We start from the raw sequence: 19,255 nt of genomic DNA on the forward strand, positions 1-19,255 counted from the left end.
AGTGACTGCAACATGGTCCGTAAATTCAGACATATTTTTCAACAATGTCGTAACTGTTAAAAATAACCAACCTATTATGGCTGTAGTAAAAAACAATGCCTATCACTATGGATTAGAGTATGCTGTAAATATATTTTTAAAGGCAGGTATAAATACTTTTAGCACGACTTCTCTTAAAGAAGCCGTTCGTATTAGAAAACTTGCGCCTAAAGCTACTATCTTTTTAATGAATGCTGTTTATGACTTTGATATTGTGCGTCATAACCGTATTCACATGACGTTGCCATCACTGCAATATTATTATGCTAATAAATCCAATTTGTATGATATCAATGTGCATTTAGAATATGAAAACTTATTACATCGTTCAGGGTTTAAAAATCTTAGCGAACTACGCGAAGTATTAAAAGACCATGCGCAAAATAATCAACCTCATAAAATGCATATCACAGGTTTATGGACTCATTTTGGTTATGCTGATGAGTTTGATGTGCCAGAATACGATACTGAAAAACGTGCTTGGTTAAAGGTTTTAAATACACTATTAGCAGAAGGTTATACTTTTGACATGATTCATGCTCAAAATAGTGCAAGCTTTTATCGTGAGCAACATCAAGTACTTTCCAATCACACACATGCTCGAGTTGGTATTGCATTGTATGGTTCACGCCCATATAGTTCGTTAAAACCTTCTGAAATTAAACAGGCTTTAACCGTTAAAGCAAATGTGATTCAAGTAAGAGAAGTAAATAAAGGGGATTATTGTGGGTACAGCTTTGCATATGAATGTAAGAATCATCATACCCGCCTTGCGGTCGTAGATATAGGCTATGGTGATGGAATTTTAAAATCCAGAGCACAACATGATGTAATCATCAACGGAAAACGTTATCCGATTCGTGCACTAATGATGAGTCATATGTTTGTTGAAGTGGATGAGCTTGTTCATGCAAGAGACGAAGTTGTATTATATAATAATGATATACGCATAGATGAATTTACATTTAAAGGCGTAGGAGCAAATTCAGAACAGCTCAGTGCAATGAACCATGATTCTTTAATAAAGGAGTACAAATAAATGACTGTTAAATATAATGATTATGGTGAACTAACTATGGGAGGTACTAGTCTTAAAACATTAGCTTTAAGCTTTGGTACCCCCACCATCGTATATGATGAAGATCAAATTCGTCATCAAATGAGACGTTATCATTCCGCTTTTAAACAAAGTGGTTTAACATATAATATTTCATATGCTTCAAAAGCCTTTACGTGTTTGCAAATGGTCAAACTTGTTCAAGAAGAAGGTTTACAATTAGACGTTGTATCTGAAGGAGAGTTATATACCGCCCTATCAGCAGGTTTTGATCCAAAACAAATTCACTTCCACGGTAATAATAAAACAAAACGTGAGATTCAATATGGATTAGAAAATGGGATTGGCTATTTTGTTGTAGATGCTTTAGAAGAAATAGAATTAATTGATAAATATGCGAGTGATACGGTAAATGTTGTATTACGAGTTAATCCTGGTGTTGAAGCACATACTCATGAGTTTATTCAAACAGGTCAAGAAGATAGTAAATTTGGATTATCAATTAAATATGGTCTAGCACTGGAAGCAATTAATAAAATTAAAGCTTCCAAGCATTTGTATTTAAAAGGTATTCATTTCCATGTTGGCTCACAAATTGAAGGTACAGAAGCCATGATTGAAACAGCAAAAATTGTCTTAAATTGGTTATCTGAACAACAAATTCAAGTCGAGTTGCTAAATTTAGGCGGTGGGTTTGGCATTAAATATGTCGAAGGTGACACAAGCTTTCCAATTGAAGAAGGCATTGCAGAAATCACAACTGCTATCAAAGATATAACAAAAGAATTAAACTACTCAGTTCCTGAGATTGGTATTGAACCAGGACGTTCAATTGTTGGAGAAGCAGGTATAACACTTTATGAAGTAGGTACAATTAAAGACATACCTGGAGTTAACAAGTATGTATCAATTGATGGTGGTATGAGTGACCATATACGAACAGCACTTTATGATGCACAATATGAAGCATTACTTGTTAATCGTCATGAATCCGCAGATGAAACAGTTACAATCTCTGGAAAACTATGTGAATCCGGAGATATAATCATTAGAAATGCCAAATTACCATCATCAGTTCATCGCGGAGATATTTTGGCTATCCTCTCAACTGGAGCTTATCACTATTCAATGTCATCGAATTACAATCAAATGCAAAAACCGTCAGTCTTCTTTTTAAAAGATGGTAAGGCGAGAGAAGTAATTAAACGACAATCACTACGACAACTTATTATTAATGATACAAAATAATTAAAGTACCCCACTAGCGGCTTAATATACTAGGAAAATCTTAGAAAATAGTGAGCCTAGGACATAAATCTTAGAAAATAGCACTCATATGAATTGAATTCAATTCATATGAGTGCCTAATTTTATTCAATACTTCGCATTGTTGGCTCGCTTTCTTAGGGGACAGCTTTAGCCACCCCAACTTGCTTTGCCAGACGAAATGCTTTTCGCATTTCTCTTTGTTGAGGTCCCGTTTGTCCTGTTCTCTCAAGAGTCTCGCCAAAATATGGCACTTTAGTATAATTTAATAAACACAACTAAACTAAATTAACGAAGTGCCTTATGTATAAAGAATATAACATGACTTAACTTACACTACCAATGGAAACTTCAGTTCTTATCCACACACATGACATGTCACGATATGTTAATAACATTATCGAAACAATCTCAGATAATAAATTCGAGGAATTCAAATATCATCGTGGTGCTACATCATATCACCCTAAAATAACGAAGAAAATAGTAATTTCTATCTTATTTCGCTAGAACTTTAATCCGAGATATTTATGTCTCATACTGTCCCTTTTTCATCATTTTTCTTATATTAAGTGTTATTAAGACAAAACCAACTTCTCTTCTGACTTTGTTTGTTATATTTAGATTAGAAAATTTATATTATCACTTAAATAAAATTTAATCATTAGTTCTTTTATTTATCAAAATTTGTATATATAACCCTAGAAAAACTTCATCAGGATAATCTAATTCAGAAGTGTTATCTATTTGAATTGTATGTCTTTCACCCCTACTTTTTGTATATTGAATCTTATTTAAATCGAAGAAACTTCTGTGAGCATCAAATATCACTTTGTCATCCTTTACAATTTTAGTGTTCATACTTAAATAAGGATTAATAAATTTATACATTGTGTTCTTATTAGAATAAAACGTATAAGGTAGTTGTTGTTTCATTCCTTTTTCTGTAATCAATTTTTGTCTTTGTAAAATCCCTATATTAGTTTTATCCAGATACACTTTATAATGAGGACGTAAAGACAAAAGTTTTATTCGTTTTATTTTTTAAATATGATTATCTGATTTTAAAAATATTCCAAAAAGAGGAAAAAAACCAATTATACTCATCCACTTTTGAATTACATTATTAAAATCCGTTGTGTAGTATATATTTTTATTGCCGTATATTGGAATATATTGTTTATCAATCGTTATTAATGGTGCTTGATAAAAATATTCTCCATTATCAAAAATTTTAAATTCGTTATTCTTTGCATCTTTTATAATTTTAGCAAACTGTTTTTGTGTATATCTTCTATATAGTAAAAAAGCTATAATTACAAAAAACAAAATGATCCAAAGTACAATGAAAATCCATAAATTTTCTAAAGGAAATGTTTCACCTTTTATAACAACATTTCCTGTTACTAAAATTAAAAATATTGTTAAAAATAGCCATATTATGAAAACGCAAGCTATACTCATTATTCCACTCATCCTCACTATTGAATTTTCACATAACAATCGTTATATTCTAATAGATTTACAAGCAAAATATTACCTATTTATTCTATACTTTGACTTTCATACTCTTGTTAATATTTCTTTCTTAATGCCACTCATATTTTGTGATAGTGATTTATTTTATTCTTAATACGTATATTCAATGTAATTTGTTTTAATCTAATTCTATAAAACAATTAAATTTGTATACTTTTTGAAAAAGAATAATACATTTTTGCAAGCAATTCAATCTTATCATATTTTGAAACTATTTGTTTATATTGATGAGTTTAAGCGTCTTTATCATGCATCTATAACACATAATTTTCATAATCTAATAAAAAAACACCTTACATCTTGGTAAGGTGTGGTGAAGTCAATTATCTACAATATATTTATTATAGTTTAACAACGTTTGCAGCTTGAGGTCCGCGGTCGCCTTCAACTACTTCAAATTCTACTGATTGACCTTCTTCTAATGATTTGTAACCATCTTGGTTAATAGCTGAGAAGTGTACGAATACGTCGTTTTCTCCTTCAACTTCGATAAAACCAAAACCTTTTTCAGCATTAAACCATTTTACTGTACCTTGTTTCATAACTGTGAAACCTCCAAGACTAAAATTCATACAATATGCGTTATTCGCATATTACAAAAAATACATGTATGTATTATGTATAACTAATTAATAATTATGTATAAAACTTCAGATATTCTTTGCAATATGGAATAAAACTACTGCTTAGTTGTTATTATATGTTAGATTACGCCAAAATGCAATATAAATGTAGAAAACTATTGTTTATTCAAATTTTGGCATATTTAAATAAACCTCATTATTATTTAATACAATAAAGCTATAAAATATTTGTAAGTCCTCTTCACAATCTTCACAATAATTCATATCACAATTGTTATAAAAAGCATGTATATTAAACTTACCTACAACATAGTTATCATAGTCTTTTTTACTTTGTTTAATAAGTGCTTTATAAGCATCAAGCATTTCAGTGTATGTCGAAAATGAACTTTGTTTCACAATTTTATCAGTCCAGTCACTAAATAGCCACCAGCCCTCATAATCAGCCCTTATTTTTGCCACTGTCCACATTTAAGTTTCCCCCCTGAATGCTATACCTATAATCAATATTTTAGCTTTTTAGTTTATAAATTCAAGCATTCCGACTCATACTTTTGACGGATGCCCTTTGCGATAGCTGTAGCAATTATTAGGTTTTTAGTTTAAAAGTTCGTATAATATAAACAAGGGGTGATGTTATGCAACGCAAACATATTAAGATCTATGGTATCGTACAAGGCGTGGGCTTTAGATTTTATACGCAAAGAATTGCACATAAATTCAAAATAACTGGGACAGTACAAAATATTGAAGATTATGTAGATATATATGCTCAAGGGAATGAAGAACAATTAAATCAGTTTATTGCAAGTGTAACAACAGGTGCATCACCTGCATCACATGTTGATGACTATGAAATCGAAACACTTGAAATTGATAACCAACTTAAAGAATTTAAAACTATTTAACAAAGGAAGATGACCGTGAGGTACACTATTTCTCGAATTTTCGGTGTTCTAGTGGGCACGCCAATCGCGATAATATCATGTATTGTGAGTATTTTCGTATTAGATATTTCTTTTCTGTTAGATGCTTTAATTGGGTTATCGATGTTTTTTGTTTCCTACCTACCGACACAGCGTCTTACCTCTCGCAAATATTTAATTGATATTGGCTTATCAAGAAGAGACTATCGTTTTGTCAGACAGCAATTAAGTATTTCTCACAAAAAAATCCGAAGTATTATAAAATCCTTTATCAATATTAGATCTATACAAGATTTTAGACAAATAAATGATATTTATCGTATTGCAAAGTCCATACATTTTAGCGTAAAACAACGACCACGTATGTTTTTTAAGGTGGAAAGCTTTTTTTATTCACACATAGACAACGCTTTAAATCTTGTGGAATCTTATACTCACTTAGCACGAATGCCTAAAAAATCGAAAGCAGAAAAACAAAAACTACAGCAAACGCGTATTACATTGGATGAAATTAAACGCACACTTATTGCCGATTTGAAGCGACTAAATGAAGAAGACTATGAACGACTAGATACTGAGATAGAACTAAATAAAATCGAACAGCAACGAAAGCGATTATAAATTAGCACTGGAGTGAATAACGAAATGAGCAATGAGAAACAATCTTTTAAATCACATCCTCTAGACCAATATATCAATGGTCAAACTTCTCATTCTCCAAATAAAGAGAATAACTCACAAATCCAAAAGCTAACACCTGAAGAAACTCGTAGAATTGAAGAAATATGTGAAACGATTAAACCATTAGACAATGAAAGTCTACTAGCTTTTGGTGCAAATTTACAACAAAAGATGTCTCAATTTTCTCATCATATGTTAGATGAAGTAAAAAGTAAAGATGTTGGCCCTGTAGGCGATACTCTAAATCAATTAATGTCGAAATTAAAAGCAGTTAACCCGGATGATTTGAGTCCTGAGAAGCAATCTAAATTGAAACGATTATTTAGACGCACAAAAGCTTCTATAAATGAAATGTTTTCTAGAATGCAATCTGTCAGTTCACAAATTGACCGTATTACTATCCAATTGAATCAACACAAAGATCATTTATCACGTGATATTGCGTTATTAGACGAACTTTATGAATTAAATAAAAATTACTTTGATGACATTTCATTATATATTTTAGCAGCTCAACAAAAGAAAGAAACAATACAAACAGAGACATTGCCTCGTATGCGCGAACATACACAACAAAATAACAATCAAATGGCTATTCAAGATATCGCCGATATGGAACAATTCGTTGACCGATTAGACAAAAGAATTTATGATTTACAACTCTCACGTCAAATTGCACTACAAACTGCAACTCAAATTCGAATGATTCAAAATGTTAACCAAGCTTTAGCTGAGAAAATTCAAAGTTCTATTTTAACTAGTATCCCCCTTTGGAAAAACCAAATGGCTATTGCACTGACACTATTAAGACAAAGACACGCTGTTAGATCACAACGTGCCGTTACCGATACTACAAATGATCTACTTACACAAAATGCATCAATGTTAAAACAAAATGCGCTTGAAACAGCAACCGAAAATGAACGTGGTATTGTAGACTTAGACACACTTAAAGCAACTCAAAGTGATATTATTCAAACGATAGAACAAACACTTGAAATTCAACAACAAGGCCGACAAAAACGTCAGCAAGCCGAAAAAGAACTTAATCAACTTGAAACTGAACTAAAGACACATTTAAACAATATGCGACACAATAAATAAATTCAACCGAATATTAAATAAATGCGCTAGGAGCAGATAACCCTAGCGCATTTATTTATTCTTTCTGATATATAATGTGTTCTTGCTTAATAAATATTGACACGATATAACCTATTACAGTAGCTATCACTGCGATAGGTAGCCATTCTAATGAATATTGTTTTAAAGGTAAATGCGCAATGAATGGCATTTTTATCCAACCACTCGTACTCATCACACTTAGCACTGATACAATACTAACTACAACAATAGGTATTTGTTGGGTAATTCGTTTTGTTGGTATAAAACGTGCTAATAATATAAGTAGCACTACTGTAATAGCAACTGGATAAATGATACTTAGTACAGGTACTGACATTGCTATAACGTTGTTTAATCCCAAATTTGCCAATAGAAAACTCACAAACGTAAAGAAAACAACATACATTTTATATGGAATTTTTGGCAAAATACTATTAAAATACTGACTTACAGCCACTATCAAACCACAAGCTGTCGTTAAACATGCCAAAGCCACAATTATTCCCAATAAATATTTCCCCAATAATCCAAAACCTGTTGAAGCAATCAATGTAAGCAGATATGTTCCTACATTTTGATTATGAGAAACTAATAAATCTAACTTGCCCTGCGAGATAGCCATACGATTACCTAAAAATCCTAAAGAAATATAGATAAATACTAAAGCACTTGCCGCAATTAGACCAGCTAATGCAGTTTGCTTAAAAATTTGATCAGCATGGTTTACCCCTGTTAGTTTAACAGCATTGACAACAATCATTGAAAATGCAATTGCTGCTATCGCATCCATCGTCAAATAACCTTCCGTAAAGCCTTTTGTAAAAGCACCAAAATGAGATTGATATAAATCTAAATTACCATGTGACGGCGGATTGCTTCCAAAGTCTATAAATCCTTTAACTATCATTGCTAAAATTGTAATTAATAACAATGGTGTTAACAATGAGCCTATACGTTCAACCATTTTATTCGGATTGATACACAGATATAAAACTATTAGAAAATAGATTAATGTGAAAATTAATAATGCTACGTTGCCATTCGTATGTGCAATTGGTGTAATTGTCATCTCAAATGCTGTCGATGCAGTTCTAGGAATTGCAAATAACGGTCCAATAGTTAAATAAATGATAACAAGAAATACTACTGAAAATTTAGGTGAAATTTTATTAAATGAGCCAATGTATCCATTTTTATCAAGAGCACCTACCATGACACCTAATAAAGGTAAACCGATTCCTGTTAATGAAAAAGCGATGATTGCTGGCCAAAAAAAGCGGCCACTATCTTGTCCAAGATTAGGTGGAAATATCAGATTTCCTGCTCCAAAAAACATAGCAAATAAAGTGAAACCGATTATCCAAGTATTCTTATTCATGCTACTGCTCCTTTTTATCTGTAAAATTGCAATAATTTAAATTCTAGCATAAAAAGGATTTAAAAGTCTAGTTAATTTCAGAAAATTTAAAAATCAAATTAATATTACTTATTGAATAACATTAATTTATAGGGATTTTAACAGTAGTTTTTTTAATAGTGGTGACAAGTGACTCGGTAAATTTTCTACACCTTCAACAAAGATGGCATATTGACCATAAATATTATGAATTGTTTGTTCTATCTCTTCAGTAATTGGATCTTGACTTAAAAAGACATTAAATACTTCAATACCGTATTTTCTTGACATCTCAACAGCTTCATAAGTATCTAAGATACCATCTTGACTATAATTATATGCAGATGGTTCACCATCTGAAAAGACAATTAAAAATCGTTGGTTATGACTACGTCTCAATAATCGTTCACTACCAATTCTAATAGCTACGCCATCCCTATTATCATCTTGTGGATGGAGTGACATAATGCGAGGTGCACTACGTTCTAATGTAGAATAATCATAGTTGATAATTTCATCTATAATATTAGGTTGACGTGCTTCATCCGAATCAAAAGCATCTTCGTTAAATGCTAATATCTCATGTTTTACATTCAACGATTTTAATGTTTCATGGAACAAGACGACACCTTTTATTGTTTCTTCCATCTTGTCAAACATGCTTGCCGAAGCATCTACAAGTAGTGTAAAAGTTGCATCAAATGACTTACTCAAGTCCTGCTTCTTGTAGAATAATTTATATTGATCATCTATGAACCAATTGGTTAAATTTCGCTGCAAACGTCCCTTAGTTAAATTGTGGCGCTCATCTTGATGCTCACGCTCAATTGTTTTTTTTATAATTTGTATTAAATCTTTTGTTTCAAATTGGACATCTGATTTAACGGTTTGATACTGCATCAAATATTCTGGTAAGATATCAGGAATTTGCCATTTAATTTCAACATTTTCATTGATACCTTTTAGTGCAAACGAAGCATTTTGACCAATGGCACCACCTTCTTGGTTATCCAGCGTACTTTCAGAGCCACGTCCTTTTTTAGTCATCATATCTGTCATATCGTCAGATGAATCTCCTTCACGTGCTGTATCATTGTCACTCATGACATCACTGTTTTCGCCTTCGTGAAGTTCCATTTCTAGATAAGCGCCACCTTCTGACTTACTATCTTCCGCATTTGTATCGGCTTCAGCAGACTCAGAATCGGTTTCTTCATTTGTATTATCATGTCCATCTACATTAGCTGCATCAGTACGTTTTAACTCTTCAAATGTCATTTCTTGTATTGCTTCATATACCTTTTTAGGTAAATGATAATATTCATTCAGCATATCTTCCTTTAATATATCATCCACTTGAAACATAATACGTTGTGCGAGGTACATATTATCTTCAGAAGATCTATTTTGGAAGAAGTTAGGCAAATATTGGAACATATGATTTAATATATCATCTATTTGTGCATGAATTGTTGGAATCTCAAAGAAATTTTGAGTTAAAAATGCGCGTTCTAAATATAAAAATAGCAAATCTGTATACACGGTTTTAGTCTTATAAAATTTAATTTGTGATTCAGTATAAGACAAACGCGTTTGCAGACGTAAATCTATAATCTTAGCAGTACTAGGTCGATCATTACGTATATGATTAAATACTCGTGAATCTTCTAATAATCGAAAAATTTGCTGATAAAATTTAGGATGTTTAAATGCTTTGTCGTGAATAACCTCATTAACTATTTTTTCGTCCATCAATTTGTAACCGTAAGCTGCGAGCATGACGTCTGTTTTTAAACCTGCACGTTCAATTTGTTTAGGTCGATGAGACCAAAACCAGCTTGTAATCAATGTATTATTCATTGGATCATAATAAGGGAATTTTTGAATTTTAACGGTTGTCTGTTCGTTTTTTAAGAGCAAGCGTGCTAAATCTTGCAACATCATCACTTGTTTAGCATCTAGTTGCTCATCATTAAATTTTATAAAACGATCGCTCATAATCAACTATCCCTTTCTAAAAGTTTAATTCGATTGCATTTTTAATTGCCTGTTGTTCACGTTCATCTTCTAGTTTATCGATAATTGTTCGCTGTATGGCACGTTCAATAGGCATAACTGTAATTAAATCACTTAAATCTATTAAAGCACGTATACTAGCTGCTTCTTCAGAAATTTGGCCTTGTTTTGACATGGTTCTTAAGTCTTCATTAAATTTGATGATTTGCGCAATAATTTTATCGTCTTGCAAACGACTTTGCTCTTTAATCACATTACTTAATATGTCCCCATCAATATAGTCTACTTGAATAACAACAAAACGATTTTTAAGCGCTTCATTCATTGGTAATGTCCCTACATATCCTTCATTTATCGCTGCAATAACATTAAATCCAGGAGCTGCTTCAATTACTTCACCAGTAAAGGGATTTGTTAATTTGCGTCGGTAATCAAGTACACCATTTAATATTGGCAATGTTTCGGGTTTGGCCATATTGATTTCATCAATATATAAAATATGACCTTCTTTCATAGCACGAATGACTGGTCCGTCAATGAAAACAATTTCCTGATTACCTTGGTCATTTGTTTTAATCGTTTTGAACCCCAATAAGCTCTCTGCATCTAAATCAACAGAACAGTTTACTTGGTGCATTGGAATATGAACGACTTCACTTAAAGTTTCTGCTAATTTTGTTTTACCAGATCCTGTAGGGCCTTTTAATAAAATATTTTTATTCAATTCAAATAGCGCCTTCGCATCATTAAAAACCGATTCATCTGAATTTTTATATTGATTTTGTACCATTAATTTATGAACTCCTTTAGTTAATTAAATGAAAATAAGACCTAGGAAAGGAACAATCATCACTGTACTCAGCCTAGATCCTATATTTATTATTAAGTTATTGTACAATTACATTAAACTTATTTTCTATACTTCTTTAAAGTACGTTTTATAATAACCACCAACTAATCCAAAATTATCAATAATTTGATAATATTCTTCTGTTTCATTAATAACATCATATCGTTGCCCTATAGTTAACATATCGGATACTGTAAATTTTTTAGCATCTGTATTAACCACTTCAACTTGTTTAATTGGTGTTTTTGTTTTCCATGTTTCGTGTAGCATATTACATGACCTTCCTTTGTACAATTTATATAAATTTTAATTTTCTAATGTATAAATAAATGAAATACCACTATTTTCAGTGATGCGTATCGATTTAACATCACCTTGATTTAGTGTTTGATAAGGTACCCCTATTTCTTTAAGATCAGACAAAGCTTGATTAAATTGTTGTACATCTTGAGTAGCAAATTCTACTTGTTCTACAACACCCTCTTCAGTCATTTCGATTTGTGGTTCTGCTTGATATAAATGTATTTCCCCACCTAAACCACCATCTCCAATTTTAAATACTTGGATTTTTTTATTTTCGAATTCTGAGGATTCATATTCTGCAAAATGATGCAATCCAAAGACATGTGTAAGCAATGATGCCGTCACAGATAACTCATTCACTTGAAGGATTACCGGTCCTAGCCCTTGAACCTGATGCAAAGGATTAACTGAGCTATCAAAATCAGGCATACCTAATTGAATACCAACATTATGTTCATTTGAATAAATATCAAAAATTTGTTGGTTTTTATCCATAAAATTAAAATGTTTATGTCCATTTAATTCAGACATATCACCAAAAGTAATATTATGGCTCTTAAATATTTCCTGATATTCTATCAAACCTTCATCAGTAGGTGTACGAAATCCAACACTAGCAATATGTTGATTACGATAATCACTATGCGGTACTTCAACAAAATGTAATCGTGTACCTGGACTTAAATTTGCATCGCCAAAGCGCAATGCGTTGTTTTTATCAACAATATTCATACCAACTATATCTTTAAATAAAGCCTTTGTACTCATCATATCACATGTCCCAATCGTGACACTTCTCAGTCCGCTCATAAAAGACACCCCTATTTTATTCATTTCATTGTCATTATAACTTATTTCTTAAATGATTTATATGATGAGGTTCTGAAGTACGCCATTCATTTTTTCGCTTCTCCCCAACCAGCAAATTATTTTGAGCTGTTTCATTTTAAAAGAACTAACACTATTCATGCAAGATAACGATTCAATTACATTTATAACTAATCTTTATATTTTAAATTAGTACTAAAAATAAATAGAGCAGGCCATCAAATGACAAACCTGCTCTTATAAAGATATATCATATTAGTTAACGCGTAATTATGATTCTAATAGTAAATCTTCTGGATTTTCAATGAGATCTTTAATTGTTTTCAAGAAACCTACTGCTTCTTTACCATCAATAATTCTGTGATCATAGCTTAAAGCAATATACATCATTGGTCGATTTTCAATTGTATCTTTATCAATTGCAATTGGACGTGTCATAATTGAATGCATACCTAATATTGCTGCTTGACTACCATTAATGATTGGCGTACTCATCATTGAACCGAAGATACCACCGTTAGTAATTGTAAATGATCCATTTACCATGTCGTCTAAGCCTAATTTTTTATCACGCGCTTTAACTGCTAAATTAGCAATTTCTTGTTCGATTTCTGCAAAATTCTTCTTATCACAGTCCCTTACAAATGGAACTAATAAACCATCATCTGTTGATACAGCTATACCAATATCATAATATTGTTTCTTGATCATGTCATCTCCATCAATTTCAGCATTGACTTCTGGATATTTTTTCAACGCGGCTACTGCTGCTTTTGTGAAGAATGACATAAATCCTAATTTTGTACCATCATGATCTTGCATAAATTTTTCTTTTTTACGTTTACGTAATTCCATCACATTCGTCATATCAACTTCATTAAATGTCGTTAACATTGCTGTATTATTTGATACTTCAAGCAATTTATTAGCTGCTGTTTTCTTACGACGAGACATTTTTTCACGAATAACTGGTTTGTTTGGTGTCGAAGATGATGATGTTTCTGGCGCTTTTCTTTGTGCCGTTTCTGCTTTTTTATTTGATGACTGTTGTTGACGTTGATCAATATCTTCTTTTCTTACGACATCATTAGATTTACCTGCTACTTCAGCAAGGTCTACACCTTGTTTTAAAGCATGACGACGTGCTGAAGGTGTGGCATTTACACGTTGAGTATGTTTTTTTACTTCGCCAGAACGATCTGCTTTTTCAGCTTCATCTTGTCGCTGTTCATGATTACGAGTTGTGTCTTTGTTAGCTGTATCTGTAGTTGTTTCTGACTCCGACTCACCTTTAGATTCAGCCTTAGCGTCAGATTTTGAAGCTTCTGCTGATTTCGCTTCAGCACTACCTTCTCCAACAATGGCAATGGCTTGTCCTACTTCAACAGTATCACCTTCATTAGCAAGTTGTTCTTGAATCACACCTGCATCTTCTGATACAACTTCCACATTAACTTTATCTGTTTCTAATTCTAAAATTGCTTCTCCTTTTTCAACAGAATCGCCAACATTTTTAAGCCATTCTGCAATGGTCCCCTCTGTAATTGATTCTGCTAATTCCGGAACTTTAACCTCTGGCATAAATAATTTCCCCCTAGTTTCGTTTTAAGACGCTTTTAATAATGTTACTTTGCACAAGTTTATGAATTTCGCCATCGCCTTCAGCCGGAGCTGCGCGTTTAATTCTTCCATGATAGTTTAAATTAATTTGTTCTGGTGTGATAGATTTAAGATGTGGATATGCATATAACCATGCACCTTGATTTTGAGGTTCTTCTTGTACCCAACATACACTTTCGATATGCGGTAATGTATCAAATATTGCCTTTATCTCATCTTCTGGGAATGGATATAAACGTTCAACAGCAATTAATAATATTTGTTCATCTGGATTCTTAACCAAATATTCTTTCAAATCGACAAACATTTTTCCAGAAGCCAGTACAACTTTTTTCACTTTTTTAGGATTATAAGTCTCGGTAAGAATTGGTTGGAACTGCCCTTCAGTAAATTTATCAATAGGTTGTGCTACTGTTTTATTGCGCAATAAACTTTTTGGTAACATTACAACCAATGGTCTCATGGCTTGTGTTCCTAAGCTTGCTGCTTGAGCACGTAATAAATGGAAATAATTACTTGCGCTTGATAGGTTAACGACAGTGCTATTATTTTCTGCAGCTAATTGTAAAAAACGTTCTAGCCGTGCTGATGAATGTTCTGGTCCTTGTCCTTCAAAAGCATGTGGTAAAAATAATGTTAGGCCACTTCGTTCTCCCCACTTTGCTCGTGCGCTTGACATAAAATTATCAAACATCATTTGTGCCATGTTTGAAAAGTCTCCATATTGTGCTTCCCAAATATTAAAACTTTCTTTATTTTCAACATTATAGCCATATTCAAATCCAACTACTGCTGCTTCAGAAAGTGGCGAATTATGGACTTCAAACGTCGCCTTTTGATGTGGCACATGATGTAATGGCGTGTATGTGTCTCCAGTTTCTTCATCATGTAATACAGCATGGCGATGACTGAACGTACCACGCTCACTATCTTGTCCAGTTAAACGTATTGAAGTCCCATCTTGCAGTATTGTCGCAAATGCAAGTTGCTCTGCTTGAGCCCAATCAACTAATCCTTCCTCTTTCTCAAATGGTTCTCGACGCTTTTCTAATACTTTATTCAATTTTTTTAATATATGAAATCCCTCTGGATAAGATAACATCGCATCGTTGATTTCTTTTAACTTTTCAACTGAAAATGATGCTGTTTTACTTTCTAATGGCGCTTGTAGTGCACTTGGTCTAGCCATTTCAGGGTCATCCATTTTATCTGTTTTATCGATCTTATCTTGTGCTGCACGCATCTCTTTATGCACACGTTCAATTGTTTCATTCATATAATCTTCAGAGATAACACCTTCATCAATTAATTGTTTGCCATATAATAATTCCACTGAGTCATGCTGACGAATATTATGATAAGGTACTGGATTCGTAATTGATGGTTCGTCCATTTCATTATGTCCGTAGCGGCGATAACCGACTAAATCAATAACAATGTCTTTATGAAATTCCTTTCTAAATTCAAGCGCAATATCAATAGCTTCAATAGTTGCTTCCACATCGTCCGCATTAACATGTAAAATAGGAACGTCATAACCTTTTGCTACGTCACTTGAATATGTTGTAGATCGTCCATCAATCGGTTCTGTTGTAAAGCCAATTCTATTATTTGTAATAATGTGCAATGTGCCACCAGTGGAATAACCGTGAAGATTGCTTAAGTTCATTGTTTCAAAGTTAATACCTTGACCTGGGTAAGCAGCATCACCATGAATAATAATAGGCATAGATTGATGATAGTCTGTCGTAGGTTTTCCTACGCCATGTGTGTTATCTTGTGCTGCTCTCGTTTTTCCAATAACTACCGGTGCTACAATTTCTAAATGACTTGGATTATTCGCTAATGAAATACGTTGCTGAATACCATACGTATCCGTTGTTTTGACTCCGCCTAAATGATATTTCACATCACTTGTCCATCCAGCAGTTAATTCTAAGCTACCATCTTCAGGTAAGAACTTCATTGGATCAGTATGCATAAACTCCGATATCATCATTTCATATGGCTTTTCCAGCACATGTGTTAAAACATTTAATCTACCTCGATGTGCCATGCCAATTTGAATATTCTGAATTTCTTCTTCAGCCGCTCGTCTCAATGTATGCTGCAACATGGGCACTAATGTATCCACGCCTTCAATAGAAAATCGTTTTGCACCAACAAAGTTTTTATGCAAATATTTTTCAAAACCTTCAACGTGTGCGAGGGTATTAAATAAATACCTTTTTTGATCATGATTTAATGTAGCTTTATACGGCGTTTCAATTCGTCGTTTTAGCCACGTACGTTCTTTATTATTATTTATATGATTGTATTCAAAAGCAATTGGCCCCTTATAACGTTGTTCCATACGTTTAATTGCTTCATAGGCATTATCATATATATCTTTAAAATGATCTGAAACAATGCCTGCTGTTATACCTTCTAGAGTTTGTTTATCTAAATTAAAATCCTCGATTGTTAATTTAGGTAAATGTGTTCTTTTAGGAGGATTTATCGGATATATATCTGCTAATAAATGGCCATACTGCCTAATATTATCAATCAAGCGCATTACTCGCTTAATTGTGCTATCATCCGTTAAGTCACCACTCCCATCTGTGGCTGGCTGAGCTATAGTATGAGCTTCACCATTTTTTATTGTTCCGAATAACACTTGTAAATCATCAGGCACAGATGATGGATCTTGCAAATAATCATCATACAAATCAAGCATTAAACCAAGATTTGCGCCAAAGTTTACAGGTGCTTCTGTAACATCTGTCTTATCCTTTGTCATATGATACCCTCCACATAATAGTTAAACGCTTACACGTTAATAATAGCATTAATTTATGCATTGATAAAGTACATATATGGATTAAAAAATAAAAAGCAGAACCCATTCAAAATGTGATTCTGCTAACCTTTTCAGGCATTTAATTTTGTTGTTTATAAATAAAGAAAATGCATAATTCACCATTTCTTATACGATTATGCAAGGTTGGCGTCTTTTTCAAATTGAATAGTAAATGTAGTATATTGGTTAACTTCACTATCAACAGTGATATATCCACCATTTGCAGTCGCTAATTTTTCAGCAATAGACAACCCCAACCCATTTCCACCTTGACTACGGGCACGAGATTTATCAACACGGTAAAAACGGTCAAATATGAATTCTTGATCTGCTTTTGGTATACCTTGACCATGATCCGTGATTTTAATGGTAATTAATTTATTGCGTAATTGTGTTTCAACTTTAATTTTCTTACGCTTTGTATCATACTTCATAGCGTTATCTAAAAAAATAAGCAATAATTGTTCAAATTGATGACGGTTCATATATAGAAGTAATTGTTTGGGTGATAAATTAAGTTCAAAGTTGTAATCAGGATGCAATTGCTCTAAAGATTTAATACGCGTTCTTATTTCTATGTTTATATCAACTGGTTCATGTTCATTGGCTGAATGTGTAACATTATCTTTTGACAATAACAACAACTCTTCAACTAACTTTGTAATTCGATTCATTTCCTCAATGGAAATGTTGAGTGATTCTTCTAACACTGCTGGATCTTTTTTACCCCAGCGCTGAATTAAATTAAGATGGCCTTGAATAATTTGTAGTGGTGTACGCAATTCATGCGAAGCATCTTCTACAAATTGCCGCTGTTGATTAAATGACTCTTCGATTTGTAGCATCATATCATTAAATGTATCAATAAGGTTATCTGTTTCTTCATAATTAGTTGTTAATTCTAATTTTTTCTGAAAACCATCACGACGGATTTGAATCATTTTGTTTGACATAGTCACAATTGGTTTTGTGATTTGTGATGAAAATATGTAACTAATGCCTGCTGTAATGATAGTTGCAATAATACAAAATACTAAAGCAACAACATATATTGAACCTACAGTATTATTAAATTTTTGTAGGGAATGCACTAATACTGTATAACCATGAAAGCTTGGCGTATCAACTGTTTCAGTCAACACAATATAGTCTTCACCATTTCTGCTCATAATTTTTATGCGGTCATGATTATCCTTATCGAAAGCAGGATAAAAGTGTGTAGCATTATTGTTCGCAGTTTGAAATAGTTTTTTTCCATTATGATCATAGATTAATACTTCTTGAAAATTCTCCAGCGATGCACTAATGTCTAATGGAGAAATTGTATCAATAGGTTTAGACTCCAATAAATTAGCTATATCTTTTGAGCTTCTTTCAGCTTCATCTAATTCACCATCTTTTAAGGTATCTTTCAAGAAAAAGATAATCACTAGACAGAATAACAAGATTGTTAAGAACATAATCAAAGTTGTAATAATCATCCATTTATATTTTAGTTTACGTTGTTTTATCATCGTATCACATATCCTACGCCTCGGACTGTTTCAATCGTTCTTTCTTTATTAAAAGGCTTTAACTTATTTCTTAAATATCTGATGTAAACATCTACAACATTCGTTTCAACTTCACTATCATATCCCCATACATGATCAAGTATTTGTTCGCGTTGCAAGACATGATTCCTATTTTCTGCAAGAACATACAAAAGATCATATTCTGTTTTAGTTAAATCTAGTTGTGTCCCGTCCACGGTTACTTCAAAAGCATTTTTATCAATAATAATACCATTAATATCGATAACATCTTTCTGGGGTTGTCTGCGTAAAATCGCTCGTATTCGAGCAAATAATTCTTCAATTTCAAATGGTTTTACAATATAATCATCTGCCCCATAATCCAAGCCAGTTACTTTATCCATCGTTTCACTCTTTGCTGTAATAATAATTATGGGTGTCGTGTATTGCTGACGAATTCTTCTACAGATTTCTAAACCATTAATATGAGGCAACATTATATCTAATATAATCAAGTCATATGTTTTGGTTAACGCTTTATCTAAACCACTTTGCCCATCATTCTCTATGTCCACTTTATAATTTTCATGCGTTAATTCCAGCTCTAGAAAACGAGCTAAATTTTGTTCATCTTCGACAATTAAAATATTTGCCATTTCTCCACCTCTT

17 protein-coding genes are annotated in these 19,255 nt (G+C 32.5%); 5 read left to right on the plus strand and 12 right to left on the minus strand.

Going from position 1 to position 19,255, the window contains the following annotated elements; genetic code table 11:
* Position 1: 1 nt before the first annotated feature.
* Together HMPREF2864_RS01945 and lysA are read left to right on the plus strand one after the other, a co-directional pair.
* Positions 2–1,078: an alanine racemase gene (locus HMPREF2864_RS01945; protein WP_070544848.1), complete on the plus strand. Its 1,077-nt coding sequence runs from the start codon at positions 2–4 to the stop codon at positions 1,076–1,078.
* Positions 1,079–2,344, plus strand: a complete 1,266-nt coding sequence (gene lysA, locus HMPREF2864_RS01950) for a diaminopimelate decarboxylase (protein ID WP_002478212.1) — start codon at positions 1,079–1,081, stop codon at positions 2,342–2,344.
* A 1,062-nt stretch (positions 2,345–3,406) separates the two neighbouring features.
* On the opposite strand, the gene HMPREF2864_RS12265 is transcribed toward lysA, so the two are convergent.
* The 3 genes from HMPREF2864_RS12265 to msaA form a co-directional block, all read right to left on the minus strand.
* Positions 3,407–3,826 (minus strand): hypothetical protein, encoded by a 420-nt coding sequence (locus HMPREF2864_RS12265; RefSeq protein WP_256277699.1) that lies wholly within the window; start codon positions 3,824–3,826, stop codon positions 3,407–3,409.
* Positions 3,827–4,242: 416 nt separating this feature from the next.
* Positions 4,243–4,443, minus strand: coding sequence for a cold shock protein CspA (gene cspA / locus HMPREF2864_RS01960; protein ID WP_002433901.1), 201 nt, complete (start codon positions 4,441–4,443; stop codon positions 4,243–4,245).
* Between the two features lie 204 nt (positions 4,444–4,647).
* The gene (gene msaA / locus HMPREF2864_RS01965; protein WP_002459141.1) at positions 4,648–4,956 is read right to left on the minus strand and encodes a regulatory protein MsaA; all 309 of its coding nucleotides are present in this window, start codon (positions 4,954–4,956) and stop codon (positions 4,648–4,650) included.
* Positions 4,957–5,123: 167 nt separating this feature from the next.
* Between msaA and HMPREF2864_RS01970 the strand changes: the two genes are divergently transcribed.
* From HMPREF2864_RS01970 to HMPREF2864_RS01980, 3 genes are read left to right on the plus strand one after another with little or no spacing between them, the layout of a single operon-like run.
* Entirely contained in the window at positions 5,124–5,393 is a 270-nt protein-coding gene (locus HMPREF2864_RS01970) for an acylphosphatase (RefSeq protein WP_002459142.1), read from the plus strand.
* Between the two features lie 15 nt (positions 5,394–5,408).
* Positions 5,409–6,032, plus strand: coding sequence for a 5-bromo-4-chloroindolyl phosphate hydrolysis family protein (locus tag HMPREF2864_RS01975; protein WP_002478214.1), 624 nt, complete (start codon positions 5,409–5,411; stop codon positions 6,030–6,032).
* A 24-nt stretch (positions 6,033–6,056) separates the two neighbouring features.
* Positions 6,057–7,196, plus strand: coding sequence for a toxic anion resistance protein (locus HMPREF2864_RS01980; RefSeq protein WP_070544850.1), 1,140 nt, complete (start codon positions 6,057–6,059; stop codon positions 7,194–7,196).
* A gap of 55 nt (positions 7,197–7,251) precedes the next feature.
* Here HMPREF2864_RS01980 and brnQ read toward each other — a convergent pair whose 3' ends face one another.
* From brnQ to HMPREF2864_RS02025, 9 genes are all read right to left on the minus strand, one after another.
* Positions 7,252–8,595, minus strand: coding sequence for a branched-chain amino acid-like transporter carrier protein BrnQ3 (gene brnQ, locus HMPREF2864_RS01985; protein ID WP_070544851.1), 1,344 nt, complete (start codon positions 8,593–8,595; stop codon positions 7,252–7,254).
* Positions 8,596–8,721: 126 nt separating this feature from the next.
* Entirely contained in the window at positions 8,722–10,611 is a 1,890-nt protein-coding gene (locus tag HMPREF2864_RS01990) for a vWA domain-containing protein (protein WP_070544852.1), read from the minus strand.
* 16 nt (positions 10,612–10,627) lie between these two features.
* Positions 10,628–11,419 carry an ATP-binding protein gene (locus HMPREF2864_RS01995; protein ID WP_002459147.1) on the minus strand — a complete coding sequence of 264 codons (792 nt, stop codon included), beginning with the start codon at positions 11,417–11,419 and terminating at the stop codon, positions 10,628–10,630.
* Positions 11,420–11,545: 126 nt separating this feature from the next.
* Positions 11,546–11,749, minus strand: a complete 204-nt coding sequence (locus HMPREF2864_RS02000; protein WP_070544853.1) for a DUF6501 family protein — start codon at positions 11,747–11,749, stop codon at positions 11,546–11,548.
* A gap of 36 nt (positions 11,750–11,785) precedes the next feature.
* On the minus strand, positions 11,786–12,592 hold the full coding sequence (locus HMPREF2864_RS02005; protein WP_037542940.1) for a VOC family protein: 807 nt from the start codon (positions 12,590–12,592) through the stop codon (positions 11,786–11,788).
* 288 nt (positions 12,593–12,880) lie between these two features.
* Positions 12,881–14,191 (minus strand): 2-oxoglutarate dehydrogenase complex dihydrolipoyllysine-residue succinyltransferase, encoded by a 1,311-nt coding sequence (gene odhB / locus HMPREF2864_RS02010; protein ID WP_002459150.1) that lies wholly within the window; start codon positions 14,189–14,191, stop codon positions 12,881–12,883.
* Between the two features lie 13 nt (positions 14,192–14,204).
* Positions 14,205–17,012 (minus strand): 2-oxoglutarate dehydrogenase E1 component, encoded by a 2,808-nt coding sequence (locus HMPREF2864_RS02015; RefSeq protein WP_070544855.1) that lies wholly within the window; start codon positions 17,010–17,012, stop codon positions 14,205–14,207.
* A 194-nt stretch (positions 17,013–17,206) separates the two neighbouring features.
* Positions 17,207–18,586, minus strand: coding sequence for a HAMP domain-containing sensor histidine kinase (locus HMPREF2864_RS02020; RefSeq protein ID WP_002459152.1), 1,380 nt, complete (start codon positions 18,584–18,586; stop codon positions 17,207–17,209).
* Positions 18,583–19,242 (minus strand): response regulator transcription factor, encoded by a 660-nt coding sequence (locus HMPREF2864_RS02025; protein WP_002459153.1) that lies wholly within the window; start codon positions 19,240–19,242, stop codon positions 18,583–18,585. The genes HMPREF2864_RS02020 and HMPREF2864_RS02025 overlap by 4 nt, the downstream gene beginning before the upstream one ends.
* Between the last annotated feature and the right edge of the window lie 13 nt (positions 19,243–19,255).

This window comes from Staphylococcus sp. HMSC059F04 (genome assembly GCF_001812565.1).
GTDB lineage: Bacteria > Bacillota > Bacilli > Staphylococcales > Staphylococcaceae > Staphylococcus > Staphylococcus lugdunensis.

Coding starts and splice junctions, on each gene's coding strand:
- lysA (WP_002478212.1), top strand. CDS start 1,079: ATGACTGTTAAATATAATGATTATGGTGAACTAACTATGGGAGGTACT.
- HMPREF2864_RS12265 (WP_256277699.1), bottom strand. CDS start 3,826: ATGAGTATAGCTTGCGTTTTCATAATATGGCTATTTTTAACAATATTT.
- cspA (WP_002433901.1), bottom strand. CDS start 4,443: ATGAAACAAGGTACAGTAAAATGGTTTAATGCTGAAAAAGGTTTTGGT.
- msaA (WP_002459141.1), bottom strand. CDS start 4,956: ATGTGGACAGTGGCAAAAATAAGGGCTGATTATGAGGGCTGGTGGCTA.
- HMPREF2864_RS01970 (WP_002459142.1), top strand. CDS start 5,124: ATGCAACGCAAACATATTAAGATCTATGGTATCGTACAAGGCGTGGGC.
- HMPREF2864_RS01980 (WP_070544850.1), top strand. CDS start 6,057: ATGAGCAATGAGAAACAATCTTTTAAATCACATCCTCTAGACCAATAT.
- brnQ (WP_070544851.1), bottom strand. CDS start 8,595: ATGAATAAGAATACTTGGATAATCGGTTTCACTTTATTTGCTATGTTT.
- HMPREF2864_RS01990 (WP_070544852.1), bottom strand. CDS start 10,611: ATGAGCGATCGTTTTATAAAATTTAATGATGAGCAACTAGATGCTAAA.
- HMPREF2864_RS01995 (WP_002459147.1), bottom strand. CDS start 11,419: ATGGTACAAAATCAATATAAAAATTCAGATGAATCGGTTTTTAATGAT.
- HMPREF2864_RS02000 (WP_070544853.1), bottom strand. CDS start 11,749: ATGCTACACGAAACATGGAAAACAAAAACACCAATTAAACAAGTTGAA.
- HMPREF2864_RS02005 (WP_037542940.1), bottom strand. CDS start 12,592: ATGAGCGGACTGAGAAGTGTCACGATTGGGACATGTGATATGATGAGT.
- odhB (WP_002459150.1), bottom strand. CDS start 14,191: ATGCCAGAGGTTAAAGTTCCGGAATTAGCAGAATCAATTACAGAGGGG.
- HMPREF2864_RS02015 (WP_070544855.1), bottom strand. CDS start 17,012: ATGACAAAGGATAAGACAGATGTTACAGAAGCACCTGTAAACTTTGGC.
- HMPREF2864_RS02020 (WP_002459152.1), bottom strand. CDS start 18,586: ATGATAAAACAACGTAAACTAAAATATAAATGGATGATTATTACAACT.
- HMPREF2864_RS02025 (WP_002459153.1), bottom strand. CDS start 19,242: ATGGCAAATATTTTAATTGTCGAAGATGAACAAAATTTAGCTCGTTTT.